A 13,436-nucleotide genomic window follows, 5' to 3' on the forward strand; every position below is an offset into this window, starting at 1 on the left:
TCGAAATACTCCTGCCGTTCTGGAAATGACATGTTCATTGGGTCTATCAGAAAATCCATAATGAATATCTGGGGCGGTATGGGCCTTCGTGTCCAACTCGAAGTTTTCATTGTTGCCGCATTCTTGCCATTGGTTGGTCTTATTATTTCGCTCTACGTGCAGCAATGGAACGCCGACATTGAACATGCCCGTCAACGTGTTCTGACGCTTGCCGAACAAGGTGCATCCCAGCAGGCCGATGCAATAGCGCGGGTTCGCGAGACCTTGCAGACGCTGGCATTGATTTCCGAGGTCCGGGGGGACCGGTCCGAGGATTGCGGCCCGCCCCTGCGCAGGGCAATGTCGTTCCAGCCCTGGAGCACCGGGTTCGGGGTGGCTGCGCCCGACGGCCAGATCCTCTGTCGGACGGGACTTGGCCGCAGCCCGGTGACGACGGTGGCGGATCAGGATTATTTCATGCTGGCGCTGGCCACGAAGGCATTCAGCACCAGCAATTTCCGCGTCGGGCGCGGATCCGGCAAGCCGCTTCTGGCGGCCGCCCTGCCCTTGCTCGATGAGGATGGAGCCGTCAGGGCAGTTCTGCTGACGGGACTGGATCTGAAATGGCTCGGCGACCTGACGAGGGAGGCCGCGGAGGCTCCCGGCACCACGGTGACCCTGTTCGACGCCCAGGGAACGATCCTGGCGCGCGAACCGGGGCCGAACGCCCTGGTTGGCAGGCACGTGGCCGACCATCCGGTCACCCGCGCGATCTTCCAGGCCGACCGCGGGATCGTTGAGCGTCCCGGTTTCGAAGACCAGCCGCGGATCATCGGCTTTGCGAAGCTGGAAGATACCGGCGGGCGGATCGCTGTCGGGGTGCCGCGCGATCTCGTCCTCGACGAAGTGAACGGCAAGATCATGTGGGGCATCGCGATCCTGGCCGGCGTCGTCGCGACGATCGTTGCCGGTGTCTGGTTCCTGCTCGACATCCTTGTTCTGCGCGGGCTGCGCGATCTCCAGCGATCCGCCACCGACCTGTCGGCGGGGCGGATCGATTCCGTCGCGAAGAGTGCCGCAGCCGGATTCCGGACACGGGAGATGGGCAACGCCGCACAGGCGATCCACGACATGGGCGCCACCCTGCACGGCTTCGCCTACAAGGATCAGCTCACCACCCTGGGAAATCGCCGCTATCTCGAAGCCAGGGTTCGGGAGTTGGCCGACCTGCCGCCCGGCGGGCGCCCGACGGTGGCGGCGCTCTGCATCGACCTGGATGGCTTCAAGCCGGTGAACGACCGCCATGGGCACCATGTCGGCGATGCCGTGCTGGCGGAGGTCGGGCGCCGGCTGCTCAACTGCGTGCGCGACGGCGACGAGGTCATCCGCCTCGGTGGCGACGAGTTTGTCGTCTGTCTGGCGCTTCCGCAGGCCGACTGGCTGACACCACAGGAGGTCGCGGCCCGCATCATCGCCTCACTGTCGGCCCCGATGAGGCTGGAGCAAGCGGAAATCGGCATCGGGTGCAGCATCGGGATGGCGCTGTGGCCGGTCGACGACACGGATTTCGACACGGTCCTGCGCTATGCCGACCAGGCATTGTATGCCGCCAAGCGCAATGGACGCGGGCAGGTCGGACTGCATGGGCGTCCGGTTCCGGCGGCGGCCGATACAGCCGGCGCTGGCTCCGCCTAGGGGGCCAGTCTGGACACACGGCGTTCGCCCTCGCCGCTTCCACCGCCCGCTCCGCTCGGTTATCGTCGCGGACCTTCACCTCCCCGCAATCGGAGACCGCAAGACATGACCCGCAACATCGACCGGCTGCTCGACGTGATGGCGCGGCTGCGGAATCCCGACGGCGGATGCCCGTGGGATTCGGAGCAGACCTATCGCACCATCGCGCCGCACACGATCGAAGAAGCCTATGAGGTCGCAGACGCCATCGAGAAGGACGACAAGGCCGCCCTGCGCGAGGAGCTGGGCGATCTGCTGTTCCAGGTCGTCTATTACAGCCAGATGGCGCGCGAAGAGGGGCTGTTCGATTTCGACGAGGTCGCCGGGGTCATCACCGACAAGATGATCCGCCGCCATCCCCACGTCTTCGGGCCGGAGGAGGTGAAGTCGTCGGACCAGCAGACCTCGCGCTGGGAGGACCACAAGGCGGCCGAGCGGGCAGCCAAGGCCGCCGAGGAAGGCCGGGCGCCGTCGGCGCTGGAGGGCGTGATCGCCGGACTGCCGGCGCTGACCCGGGTGCTGAAGCTGCAGAACCGCGCCGCGCGGGTCGGCTTCGATTGGACCGACGCCCGCGACATCCTCGACAAGATCGAGGAGGAAGTGCGGGAACTGCGGGCCGAAATGGACGCCGGTTCGGCGCAGGAGCGGGTGGCGGACGAGCTGGGCGACCTGCTGTTCGCGCTGGTCAACCTCGCCCGACGGATGAAGGTGGAGCCGGAAACGGCGCTCCGCGGCACCAACGCAAAGTTCGAACGCCGCTTCCACCGGATCGAGGCGCTGCTGTCCGCTGAGGGGCGCAAGCCGCAGGATGCCACGCTGGACGAGATGGAGGCCATGTGGCAGCAGGCCAAGCGCGAGGAGCGCGGCGAAGCTTGACGCGTCAGTAGCCCCAGCGGTCGAAGGCGAAGGCCCACCGGCGGCGCACCGCGCGGCGGGCCGGATCCTCGAGATCGTGCCGGGCCCGGCGATAATCGCGCACGCTTGCGAGATAGCGTTCCATTTTCGGCTGAACCAGCGCGAAGGGGCCGAGATCGAGCCCGTCATAAATCCCGGCCAGCGTCTCCAGCGGATCGGCGACGAAGCGGTCGTAGCGGATCTCCACCAGCCGGCCGGGCGGCAGCAGCGCCCGGTCGCGGTCGAACCGGGCCATCATCGCCGGATAGAGATCCAGCACCAGATCGTCCACCGCCCGCGGATCGTAGGATTGTAGCGAAAACTCCCGCAGCAGGGTCAGCAGCATGCGCCGGGTCGAGCTGAAGACCTCGTAGGGGTCGCGGTGGATGTGGACGAAGATGGCATCGGGCCGCAGCGCCAGCAGTTCCGCCAGCTTCGGCGTGTGCGCCGGATTCTTGATCAGCAGCCGCCGTCCGCTGCAATGGATCTGCATCTTGTTCAGGTAATGGTCCATCCGGCGGCGCCACAGCGCGACGGCCTGCGGCCGGCATCCCTCGAACAGCACGCCCTGTCGGAAGGCGCGGTGCAGGTGCCTGGGGAAGAAGATACCGTGGTAGTAAGACAGCGGCTGCATCAGGGCCAGGGCCAGTTCGTCCTCCTGCGGAGAGGTCGGATCGACGGGCATGGCGTCGATGATGCGGTCGGGCGGCAGCCACTCCTCCAGCCGCGAGCGCCAGAAGGAACTCAGGCCGAGGAAACCCCAGGGCAGGCCGACCGCCAGCGGATCGGGGGCGGCGAAGCGCGCATCCTGCGCCAGCAGGTTCAGCAGATGGGTGGTGCCGCTGCGCCAATGACCGAGGATGAACAGCGGCGGCGACCCGGCGGCCCTGCCCTCCCCGACCAGCCCCGCCACCCGCCGCCGCTCCAGCAGGTCGAGCGGTGCGCGGATCGCTGCGGCGCCCAGCGCGGTTGCGACGCGATGCAGGTGCAGCGGCCCGACACCGCCGCCGTCGCGCAGCACGATTGCCAACGTGGCAGCATCGGCCCCGGCCAACGGGTGGAAGATACGGTGGCCGTGGCGGCGCAGCCAGGGCGTCATGGCACACCTTGCCCCGGCCCTGACTCCACCCTGGGCCCCGGCGCGGCCGGATAAGCCCTGCCGCGCCATTCCGACGGTTTGCCATGGCGGGCGCGCAGCAGCGCCGCCCATTGGATCGCCAGCATGATCATCATGCCGACCGGGTGCAGCAGGGCGCCGAGGATGCTCTGGCGGAAGCGGACCGCCAGCAGAAGGCGGAAAGCCAGCCCGGCCACCGCCGCCAGCCCCGCCAGCAGGACCGCCGAAATGGGCAGCGGATGGAGCGCCGCCCAGCCGAGCAGAAGCCAGGGCAGCACATGGCCGCCGAACAGCAGCAGCGTCCAGACCGGCAGGGCGGCCGGGGTCGCCATCCCCTCCGTCGCGTTCTTGGAGAAGCCGGACCAAACCTCGCGCCAGCCGCGATACATCCGGCAGCGGGCAAAGCCGGTGGCATCGAACAGGTCGGTATTCTGTCCAGCCCGGCGGAAGGCGCGCGGCAGCGTCACACCGTCATGCAGCGACGTCGCGATGGCGGCATGGCCGCCGGCCTTGAGATAGGCGTCCCGCCGAACCGCGATCAACTGGCCGCAGGCGGCGCCGAAGCGTGGGTCGGTCGAGCGCCGCATCGCCGCCATCGGCAGATAACCCAACAACAGAAAATGGATCAGCGGAATCACCAGGGCTTCCGCCAGCGTCCCGGTCTCCTCGCGCGGGAAACCGCTGACCAGACCGCTTTCGCCCGACAGCAGGGCGCCGCCGACCCGGCGGGCAGCCGTCGGCGACAATCGCACATCGGCATCCTGGAACAGCAGAACCGGGTACCGCGCCAGACCGGCGAGCATCTGACAGGCATGCTGCTTGCCCGACCAGCCCGGCGGCAGCGGCGGCGCGCTCTCCAGACGGACGCGCGGGTCACGGGCGGCGATGGCGCGGACGATCTCCGCCGTGCGGTCGGTGGAGTGGTCGTCCAGCACAACCACCTCGACATCGACACCGCGGCTGAGCAGCGCGGCATCGACGGCGGCGGCGATGCCGGCTTCCTCGTTGCGGGCAGGGATCAGGATGCTGACGACGGTGCCCGGCGGCGGTTCGGTGGTCGGGCGGCGGTAGAGGAACAGGTTCACGATCCCCTGCCCCAGCGGCAACAGGGCCAGGATCAGCGACAGCGCGGCGATCAGAACGATGACGCTCATGGGCCCTTGATCTCCTGCTGCATCTCCTGCCGGGGCGGTCCTTGCCGGCTGCCATGGGCCGGAGAGAAGCTCTGTCCGCCGGCCAGGGCGCGCAGCCGGCGCCACAGGTCGTAAATGCCGCCGACCCCGACCGTTCCCTCGATCAGCGTCAGGAAACGCGCCGGGTCGCGGTCTTGCGCATCGAGCGCCAACTGGTCCATCACCGCCTCCAGCCGCCTTTCCAGCTCCGCCGCGATGTCCTGCACCGGCAGACCGGCCAAAGCGCCGGCTTCAAAGGGCTGGCCGAACCGCATCAGCGCCTCCGGCGTGCGCTCGTCCCAGAACGGGTATTCGACCGCCAGCGGCACCATCAGGGCGGTGGGCATGCGGCGGACCAGATGGGCGATGCCCGGCCGCAATGTCACCGGGCGGCGGCGCGGGTCGGTGAAGGCGCCCTCCGCCGTGATCCACAGCATGGCGCGCGGGTCGCTCAGAATATGTTCGGCGTTGCGCAGGAAGGAGACTGCCCCGGCACGGCCGGGCTCCAGCCCGAACAAACCGATGCGGCGCATGAAGCGGTAGCGGCGCAGCATCTCCGCATCGATCGGCCCATAGCCCGGCCGGCCGCGGAAACGGGTGGTGCCCATCACGATCAGCAGCGCCGGATCCCACCAGGATGGATGGTTGAGATAGACGATGACCGGACGACCCGGCGGCAGGACCGGCCAGCCCGGCCGCGCCAGCCGCACCGCATGGAAGCCGCGCCGCAGCCGCCGGGCCATGACGCCGCCGAAGAACCAGCAGAGCAGCCGGGACCGTAACGCAACCGGATCGTCCGTCATCCTCCCACCGCCTTCCATCAGGCTACGGCGCGCGCGGAACCTGCCCCGGCATCAGCCTGGATGCCGCCGCGCATATCCTGGTCGAGGCTGTCGGCGGCGATCCAACCCGACATCAGAACCATCGGCATGCCGGGCCCGGGATGGGCGGCTCCGCCGGCCAGATACAGGCCCTCGACATCGCGGGAGCGGTTGCCGGGCTTGAAGGCGCCCATGAAGCGGCCATGGCTCGCCAGCCCATAGATGGCGCCGTTCAGCACATTGTAACGGTCATTGATGTCCTGCGGAGTCAGCACATGCTCGACCCGGATGCGGTCCTCCAGATCGGGCATGCCAGCGGTGCGCTTCAGCTTGTCGAACACCACGCGGCGGTAGGCCGGCAGCATGCGGCTCCAGTCATGGCGCTCGCGCAGATAGGGGGTGTGGACCAGCACATACAGCGCCTCGCCGCCTGCGGGTGCGACGCCCGGCTCGGTGCGGGCCGGGGCGGCGATGTAACAGGTCGGGTCGGGCGCCGGTTCCCCCTGGCGATAGATCCAGTCGAACTCTTCCTCCGGATCGCGGGAGAAAACGAAGTCATGGTGCAGCAGGTGATCGTAGGCGCGGTCCAGCCCCAGATAGAACACCACGCCGGAACAGGCCGGCTCGTAGCTGCGGCGCTTGGCGAAGCGCTTGGCCGGAGACCCGCCGATCAGTTCCCGATATGTGCGGACCGAATCCATGTTCGAAACCGCGGCCGAAACCGGGATACGTTCGCCTCCGTCCGTCTCGACCGCCACCACGCGGCCGCGTTCCACCTGCAGACGGCGGACGCCGGTGTTGGTGCGGATTTCCACGCCCAGCCGCCTCGCCACCCGCTCCAGTGCCGTCGGCACGGCGCGGGTGCCGCCCATCGGATACCAGACGCCGTCATTGGTCTGCATGTGCGCGATGGCGCACAGCACCGCCGGAGAGCCGTAGGGCGAGGAGCCGACATACTGGGTGAAATGGTCCAGCATCTGCGCCGCCCGCGCATCCGGCACATGGCCGCGGATGGTCCCGGCAACCGTGCTGCCCATGCGGAGCGCCAGCACGTCCGACAGGGTGCTGGCGTTGAAGCTGTTGCGGAAGTTCAGCGTATCGCCGAGATCCTCCACCGACTTCCAGAAGAAGAAGCGTTCGGAGATGCCGTGCAGCCGTTCCGACATCGCCTGGAAGCGGCGATAGCCCTCCCCCGACCCGCGGCCGGGCGCCAGCTTGTCCAGTTCCGCCGCCATGGTCCCGACATTCTCCGACAGGTCCAGCACCGTGCCGTCGTCGAAGAAGCAGCGCCACTGCGGCTCCAGCCGGACCATGTCCAACTCCTGGTCCAGATCGCAACCGGCCTCCTCCAGAATGCGGCGCAGGACGCGCGGCACCGTCAGGATGGTCGGCCCCATGTCGAAGCGGAATCCGCCTTCCTCCAGAACGGCCGCCTTGCCGCCGACCCAGCCGTTCTTTTCCAGCAGGGTCACCTTGTGCCCACGCGCCGCCAGCACCACCGCCGCCGCCAGTCCGCCCAGCCCCCCGCCGATCACCGCGATCCGATCCGTCATGCCATCCCCCCTGCAACGGCCTGCCGCAGCATGCCGGACAAACCCATGGTCTTTGTGCGCCAAGGCGTAGGCAGACCCAGTTCCTGCGCCAGCAGCCGCGCCGTGATGCGTGCGCCTTCGAAAATGACCGGCAGGCCGCTGCCGGGATGGGTGCCACCGCCCACCAGATAGACGCCGTCCAGATCCTCGAACCGGTTGCGCGGACGGCGGTGAAGCATCTGGTCGAGGCTGTGCGCCAGATTGAAAGTGGCGCCGCGGTGCACGGCGAACTGGCTGTCCCAGTCGGCCGGCGTCACCACCCGCTCCACCCGGATGCGGCGCTCCAGATCGGTCAGGCCGAAGCCGGCCAGCCGGTCGAGCACCAGCCGGCGGTAATGCGGCGCCTCCGCCTTCCAGTCGATGTGGCCGCGCTGGTGGCCGACGGGCACCAGGATGTAGAGCGTGCTGCCACCCGGCGGCGCCAGATCGGGATCGGTGACGCAGGCGTTCTGCACATAGATCGACGGCCGGCGCGGCAACTCCCGGCACTCCTCGATCTCCGCGAGGTTGCGGGCGTAATCCTCCGCCAGATAGACGGTGTGGTGATCCAGCCCGTCCACTTTGCCTTCGATGCCCAGATACATCATGAAGGTGGAGCAGGAGAATTTCTTGGTGGCGATGCGGGCGTCGCTCCATCGCCGGCGCAGATCGTCGGGCACCAGCGTGGTCATGGCGCGGGCGAAGTCGGCATTGATGACAAGCGCGTCGGCCGGATAGTCGCCGGCGTCCGTTCGCACACCGACGGCGCGGCGGCCCTGGAACTTGATGTGGCGCACCGTCTCGTTCAGCCGCACGGTGACGCCCAGGCTTTCTGCCACCCGGCGCATCGCCTTCATCACCGATTCCGTTCCGCCGCGGGGATGGAAGATGCCATGTTCATGCTCCAGGAAGGACAGGATGGTGAACAGGCTGGGGCAGCGGAAAGGCGACATCCCCAGATATTTGCTCTGGAACGAGAAGGCGAGGCGGATGCGCGGATCCTGGAAATAGCGGGACAGGTCGCGGTCGACCGAGCGGTGCGGCGCCAGCCTGCCCAGAGCCTTCAGCATCGGCAGCGAGGCGAGCGCCCAGGGGCTGGAGAAATCGGATTCCAGAACCGGGCGGAAACGCTCCATCTTCGCCCGGTTGTCGGCCAGGAAGCGCGGAAGCCCGTCGGCGTCACCCGGGCTGAGCCTGGCGATCTCCGCCATCAGTGCCTTCATCTGGGCATGGACGCGCAGTTCCCCGCCGCTCTCGAACACCAGCCGGTAAAGCGGGTCGAGGCGGATCAGGTCGACGTCGTCGGACAGCCGTCGTCCGCATGCCTCGAAGATTTCCTCCAGAATGCGGGGATAGAGGAAGAAGGTGGGTCCGCTGTCGAACCGGTAGCCGTCGAGCGAGAAGCCCGCCGACCTGCCGCCGATGCGATCTTGCCGTTCCAGCACCGTCACCTTCGCTCCGGTGAGCGCCAGGAGCATCGCGGATGCCAATCCGCCCGGTCCCGCGCCGATGATCACGACTTGTCGTTCCATCCGCTTGCCAAACGCTCCTGCGCTGCAAAATTCAGTCGTGATCACTACGAAGCTGGGTCGAAAATGGATCGCAACAACAACCCTTCTCCTGACGTCTTATCTCCTTGGATAAGAAAAGCGATCCCTCGGGAGTCGGTCGGCTTTAAGGCATGGTCCGAACGAGATATTTCTTTACGCCTTTCCACTATTCGTGGACTCCACCACCGGATCGCCGCCGGTGCGGAGGACCTCGTCGAAGCGTTGAAAACCCGCCCGGCTCGAACCCCTGCCGAGAGCATCGGCGCCGAAATCCTGCCGCTGGCGGAGGCCTGCCGGTTTCTGGAACGGGAAGCGTCCAGGCTGCTGGCGCCGAAGCGGCTGGGCCGGCGCGGCCGTCCGGTCTGGCTGTTCGGGGTCGAGGCGGAGGTGCGGCGGGAGCCGGTCGGCACCGTGTTGATCGTCGGTCCGTCCAATTACCCGTTGCTGTTGCCGGGCGTTCAGGCGATCCAGGCTCTGGCGGCTGGAAACCAAGTGCTGGTCAAGCCGGCGCCGGGGTGCAGGGCGCCGATGATCCTGCTTGGGGTCTGGCTGGAGGAAGCCGGACTGCCGCCGGGGCTGTTCCGGGTGCTGGACGAATCCGCCGCCGCGGTGGATGAGGCCATCGAGGAGGGCATCGACAAGCTGGTGCTGACCGGATCGGCCGATACGGGACGGGTGGTGGCGGAGAAGCTGGCCCGGCATCTGGTGCCATCGACAATGGAGCTGTCGGGCAACGACGCCGTCTTCGTCCTGCCGGGTGCGGACCTGGAGCAGGTCGCCCGCGCGCTGGCTTTCGGCCTTCGGCTCAACGGCTCCGCCACCTGCATCGCGCCACGGAGGGTGTTCGTCCCGCACTGCATGGCGGCGGGCCTGGAGGCCGCGCTGCTCCGCCATGTCGGCGCGATTCCGGCCGTGCCGGTGCCCCTCCGACCGGACGCCGGCTCGCCACCCTGGCCCGGGATGCGGTGGCGGGTGGAGCCCGTGCGCTGGGCGCTTTGCCGGGGGAGGACAGTCCGGCGATGTCGCCACTGATCCTCGCCGACGCGAGGCCCGACATGGCGCTGCTGCGCGCGGAGATCTTCGCCCCGCTGCTGTCGCTGGTGCCGGTGCGGGACATGGGCGAGGCGCTGACGGTTGCGGCCGGCAGCCCCTATGCGCTTGGGGCGTCCGTGTTCGGGCCGGAGGCGCAGGCCCGGGAATTGGCCGGACGGATCGACGCCGGAACCGTGACGATCAACGACCTCATCGTGCCGAGTGCCGACCCTCGCCTGCCCTTCGGCGGGCGGCATGCCAGCGGCTGGGGCGTCACCCGTGGCGCCGAGGGACTGCTGGAAATGACGCAGGTGAAAACCGTCTCGGTCCGCAAGGGGCGGCTCCGCCCCCATTTCGACCAGCCGCGCGCCGGTGACGAGGCGCTGATGCTGGCGGCGCTGCGCCTGTTCCATGGCGGACCCGGCACCCGCGGCAGAGCGCTGCGGCGACTGGTGCAGGCGGTGCGCGGACGGTCCGCCGAATGACCGCGGGCCTCACCTGACTTCGACCCCAACGAAACACGGATGACCGGATGCTTGCCCTGGCCCTTGCCTTTCTGATCGGCGCCGTCGCCGGCTCGCGCACCCTGATCGCACCGGCGGCCGTCAGCTGGGCCGCTTACGGCGGTTGGCTCGACGTATCGGGAAGCTGGCTGTTCTTCCTCAGTCACCCGGTGTCGCCCTGGGTCTTCACCGCCATGGCGCTGGCGGAATTGATTGTCGACAAGCTGCCGGCCACTCCCAGCCGCAAACTGCCCTTTCCCTTCGCCAGCCGCATTGCCGGCGGCGCCATCGCCGGTGCGGCCATTGGGGCGAATGCCGGATTCTGGATCGGCGGGCTGGTGGCCGGCGGCATCGGCGCCGTGGTGGGCACACTGGTCGGCTATGCCGCCCGCATGCGCATGGCCGCCGCCTTCGGCCGCGACCGCCCTGCCGCCCTGCTGGAGGATGCGGTGACGCTGGTCGCGGCCCTGCTGATCGTCTCCGCGGCGTGAGGGGCGGCTACCCCTAGGCGCCCCATCGCTCGGGTCGCGATCTTCACAGTAGCTCGCTGACGAGGAAGCGGACGGCGTGCAGCGGCGGTTCGTATAAGCTCATGTTTCCGCACTTACGCCGCGTTCTCGCTGTAGGCCCGGCGAAGCTCCCGCTTCAGCAGCTTGCCGGCGGTGTTGCGCGGCAGGCTGTCGACGAAATGCACCTGCTTGGGCAGCTTGAAGGGCGCCAGATGACCGCGGCAATGGGCGATCAACCCCTCGGCATCGACGCTCTGGCCGGTGCGCAGCACGACGAAGGCGGTCACCGCCTCGATCCATTTCGGGTCGGGCAACGCGACCACCGCAACCTCGGCGACGGCCGGATGGGTGTAGATCGCCTCCTCCACCTCGCGGCTGGCGACCACCACGCCGCCGGTGTTGATGACGTCCTTGATGCGGTCGACGATGTGGAGATAGCCGGCCTCGTCCAGATAGCCGACGTCGCCGGAATGGAACCAGCCGCCCTGGAAGGCCTCCTCCGTCTCGCGCGGCTTGTCCCAATAGCCGACCATCAGCTGGGGGGAGCGGTGGACGATCTCGCCATGGCTGCCCGCAGCCAGATCGTTCATCTCCAGATCGACGACCCGCGTCTCGACATTCAGCACCGGGCGGCCGGCGGAGGCTGGGCGCTCCTCATGCTCTTCCGGGGCCAGCACGGTGGCGAGCGGGCCGATCTCGCTCTGGCCGTAACAGTTGAAGGGCTTGGCGTTGGGCAGGCGGCGGCGGAGCTCCTGCAACACCGGAACCGGCATGATCGAGGCGCCGTAATAGAGCTTCTCCAGCGACCCTAGATCATGCGCGTCGAAATCCGGATGGCGCAGCAGCCCGACCCACACCGTGGGCGGCGCGAAGAAGGACGTGATGCGGTGCGTCTCGATCAGTTCCAGGCATTGCTTCAAGGCCGGAGCCTGAATCAGCAGGGTGGTAGCACCGACCATCAGCTGCGGCATGAGGAAGACATGCATCTGTGCCGAATGGTAGAGCGGCAGCGCCGCCAACGCCCGGTCGCTCTCGGCGAAGCGGCAGTCGTGGATGGCGCTCTCATACTCCGCCAGCAGGCCGCCATGGGTCATCATCGCACCCTTCGGTGCCGCGGTGGTGCCGGAGGTATAGAGAAGCTGGACCACCGTGTCGGCATCCACCGCCACGTCGATGTCCGCCGGGGTGCCCCGGTCCTGTGCGATGGCCAGCACGTCCAGATCGCCGGCACCGGCGGCACCGGCTGCCAGGGTCCCGACCCACTCCATCCGCGCCGCTTTCCCGGCGTCGGCCAAGGTGCCGGCCAGATCGGCGTCGTGCAGCACCATCCGCGCCCCCGACTGCGTCAGGATGTAGGACAGCTCCTCCCCCGTCAGAGCGTAGTTGACCGGCACATGGATGAAGCCGCCGACCGCGCAGCCGAGCCAGGCCACGACATAAGCGTCGGAATTGCGCCCGAAGGCGGCCACCCGGTCGCCCGGCCGCAGACCCATGTCGTGGAGCCTACGGGCCATCCGCTTCGCAGCCACATGCAGGCCGGCGAAGCTCCAGTCCCGGCCGTCGTAGCGCAGGGCAATGCAGTCGCCATAGCGCCGCGCCGCCCGTGCCAGAGCCCCGCCGATGCTGGTGCCGCGCGCCGCGGCGATGGCGTCCTTGGCAACGTCCATGGGCATGCGTGTCCTCCCGGTTCTGAAAGGTTCTGTCGCCGTCGCCGAACACCCCGGTCACGGGTTCGTCCGGCATTTTCTTTACTGTATGGAACCTAAGTTACTTGAAAGTAGGAAGCGAAACAAGTTTGCTGCACGAACTGACTGTTTGCCGGCCTGGACATGGGCACAGCCAAATGGGAAAGCGATAGGCCGGAAGAACGAGCGAAGGGAGCCAACACCGCATGTCGGACTCGCCATGGAAGACCGCCGCCGACCGCCGCAGCGAACGGGAGGAAAAGCGGATCGCCGTGCTGCGGACGGCGGCGCAGGCCTTCAACGAGCTTGGCTATCACGCCACCTCGCTGGACGACATCGCCCGGCGGCTGAACGTGACCAAGCCGACGATCTATTATTATGTGAAGAACAAGGAAGAGATCCTGTTCGAGTGCGTGCGGATCGGGCTGGAAATGCTCGACAGCGCCTCGAACGACGTGACGGGCCATGGCGGCAGCGCCTATGACGAACTGGTGGCGGTGATGACCACCTATGTCGACATCGTCACCATGGATTTCGGCATGTGCGTGATCCGGGTCGGCGAGGAACCGCTGACCGAGGACAGCCGCCGTACCCTGCGCGGCCTGAAGCGCCGCATCGACCTGAAATTCCGGAACCTGATCGAACGCGGCATCGCCGAGGGCAGCATCGTCCCCTGCGATCCGAAGATCGCCGCCTTCACGCTGTCGGGAGCGCTCAGCTGGGTCGCCCGCTGGTACAGCCCGGACGGCGATCTGGACCCGGCGGAGATCGCCCGCCAGTCCATCGCCCTGCTGCTGAACGGCCTGCGCCAGCGTCCCGACATGGGGTAAATCCGCCGTCGAACCCCTGTCGACCATAGGCCCAAAGTG

Annotated in this window: 12 protein-coding genes; 6 read left to right on the forward strand and 6 right to left on the reverse strand. The window is 67.9% G+C overall.

The features are described 5' to 3' along the window. Positions 1–60: 60 nt before the first annotated feature. Positions 61–1,674, forward strand: coding sequence for a diguanylate cyclase domain-containing protein (locus ABNQ38_RS10015; protein ID WP_377807336.1), 1,614 nt, complete (start codon positions 61–63; stop codon positions 1,672–1,674). Positions 1,675–1,779: 105 nt separating this feature from the next. After that, positions 1,780–2,589: a nucleoside triphosphate pyrophosphohydrolase gene (mazG, locus tag ABNQ38_RS10020; protein ID WP_377807337.1), complete on the forward strand. Its 810-nt coding sequence runs from the start codon at positions 1,780–1,782 to the stop codon at positions 2,587–2,589. A 4-nt stretch (positions 2,590–2,593) separates the two neighbouring features. Here mazG and ABNQ38_RS10025 read toward each other — a convergent pair whose 3' ends face one another. Genes ABNQ38_RS10025 through crtI form a run of 5 tightly spaced genes read right to left on the reverse strand, consistent with a single transcriptional unit; the run spans position 2,594 to position 8,820 of the window. Continuing rightward, positions 2,594–3,706, reverse strand: a complete 1,113-nt coding sequence (locus ABNQ38_RS10025) for a sulfotransferase family protein (protein WP_377807338.1) — start codon at positions 3,704–3,706, stop codon at positions 2,594–2,596. After that, entirely contained in the window at positions 3,703–4,878 is a 1,176-nt protein-coding gene (locus tag ABNQ38_RS10030; RefSeq protein WP_377807339.1) for a glycosyltransferase, read from the reverse strand. The genes ABNQ38_RS10025 and ABNQ38_RS10030 overlap by 4 nt, the downstream gene beginning before the upstream one ends. Continuing rightward, a complete protein-coding gene (locus tag ABNQ38_RS10035; protein WP_377807340.1) occupies positions 4,875–5,699 on the reverse strand; it encodes a lysophospholipid acyltransferase family protein in 825 nt (274 codons plus the stop codon). The genes ABNQ38_RS10030 and ABNQ38_RS10035 overlap by 4 nt, the downstream gene beginning before the upstream one ends. A gap of 17 nt (positions 5,700–5,716) precedes the next feature. Continuing rightward, positions 5,717–7,270 (reverse strand): phytoene desaturase family protein, encoded by a 1,554-nt coding sequence (locus ABNQ38_RS10040; protein ID WP_377807341.1) that lies wholly within the window; start codon positions 7,268–7,270, stop codon positions 5,717–5,719. After that, positions 7,267–8,820, reverse strand: coding sequence for a phytoene desaturase family protein (crtI, locus tag ABNQ38_RS10045; protein WP_377807342.1), 1,554 nt, complete (start codon positions 8,818–8,820; stop codon positions 7,267–7,269). Before crtI ends, ABNQ38_RS10040 begins: the two co-directional genes overlap by 4 nt. Before the next feature lie 63 nt (positions 8,821–8,883). Here crtI and ABNQ38_RS10050 point away from each other — a divergent pair, with 63 nt between their 5' ends. Genes ABNQ38_RS10050 through ABNQ38_RS10060 form a run of 3 tightly spaced genes read left to right on the forward strand, consistent with a single transcriptional unit; the run spans position 8,884 to position 10,864 of the window. Beyond that, the gene (locus tag ABNQ38_RS10050) at positions 8,884–9,870 is read left to right on the forward strand and encodes an aldehyde dehydrogenase family protein (protein WP_377807343.1); all 987 of its coding nucleotides are present in this window, start codon (positions 8,884–8,886) and stop codon (positions 9,868–9,870) included. Then, entirely contained in the window at positions 9,858–10,355 is a 498-nt protein-coding gene (locus ABNQ38_RS10055; protein WP_377807344.1) for an aldehyde dehydrogenase family protein, read from the forward strand. The genes ABNQ38_RS10050 and ABNQ38_RS10055 overlap by 13 nt, the downstream gene beginning before the upstream one ends. Before the next feature lie 47 nt (positions 10,356–10,402). After that, positions 10,403–10,864: a DUF4126 domain-containing protein gene (locus tag ABNQ38_RS10060; protein WP_377807345.1), complete on the forward strand. Its 462-nt coding sequence runs from the start codon at positions 10,403–10,405 to the stop codon at positions 10,862–10,864. 113 nt (positions 10,865–10,977) lie between these two features. Here the strand turns inward: ABNQ38_RS10060 and ABNQ38_RS10065 are convergent, their stop codons facing one another. Beyond that, positions 10,978–12,555: a fatty acyl-CoA synthetase gene (locus ABNQ38_RS10065; protein ID WP_377807346.1), complete on the reverse strand. Its 1,578-nt coding sequence runs from the start codon at positions 12,553–12,555 to the stop codon at positions 10,978–10,980. Between the two features lie 218 nt (positions 12,556–12,773). Here ABNQ38_RS10065 and ABNQ38_RS10070 point away from each other — a divergent pair, with 218 nt between their 5' ends. Continuing rightward, entirely contained in the window at positions 12,774–13,397 is a 624-nt protein-coding gene (locus tag ABNQ38_RS10070; RefSeq protein ID WP_377807347.1) for a TetR/AcrR family transcriptional regulator, read from the forward strand. Positions 13,398–13,436: the final 39 nt, after the last annotated feature.

The organism is Azospirillum sp. A29 (assembly GCF_042604625.1).
GTDB lineage: Bacteria > Pseudomonadota > Alphaproteobacteria > Azospirillales > Azospirillaceae > Azospirillum > Azospirillum palustre.

Coding starts and splice junctions, on each gene's coding strand:
- ABNQ38_RS10065 (WP_377807346.1), bottom strand. CDS start 12,555: ATGCCCATGGACGTTGCCAAGGACGCCATCGCCGCGGCGCGCGGCACC.
- ABNQ38_RS10060 (WP_377807345.1), top strand. CDS start 10,403: ATGCTTGCCCTGGCCCTTGCCTTTCTGATCGGCGCCGTCGCCGGCTCG.
- ABNQ38_RS10025 (WP_377807338.1), bottom strand. CDS start 3,706: ATGACGCCCTGGCTGCGCCGCCACGGCCACCGTATCTTCCACCCGTTG.
- ABNQ38_RS10055 (WP_377807344.1), top strand. CDS start 9,858: ATGTCGCCACTGATCCTCGCCGACGCGAGGCCCGACATGGCGCTGCTG.
- mazG (WP_377807337.1), top strand. CDS start 1,780: ATGACCCGCAACATCGACCGGCTGCTCGACGTGATGGCGCGGCTGCGG.
- ABNQ38_RS10035 (WP_377807340.1), bottom strand. CDS start 5,699: ATGACGGACGATCCGGTTGCGTTACGGTCCCGGCTGCTCTGCTGGTTC.
- ABNQ38_RS10040 (WP_377807341.1), bottom strand. CDS start 7,270: ATGACGGATCGGATCGCGGTGATCGGCGGGGGGCTGGGCGGACTGGCG.
- ABNQ38_RS10030 (WP_377807339.1), bottom strand. CDS start 4,878: ATGAGCGTCATCGTTCTGATCGCCGCGCTGTCGCTGATCCTGGCCCTG.
- ABNQ38_RS10050 (WP_377807343.1), top strand. CDS start 8,884: ATGGATCGCAACAACAACCCTTCTCCTGACGTCTTATCTCCTTGGATA.
- ABNQ38_RS10015 (WP_377807336.1), top strand. CDS start 61: ATGAATATCTGGGGCGGTATGGGCCTTCGTGTCCAACTCGAAGTTTTC.
- crtI (WP_377807342.1), bottom strand. CDS start 8,820: ATGGAACGACAAGTCGTGATCATCGGCGCGGGACCGGGCGGATTGGCA.
- ABNQ38_RS10070 (WP_377807347.1), top strand. CDS start 12,774: ATGTCGGACTCGCCATGGAAGACCGCCGCCGACCGCCGCAGCGAACGG.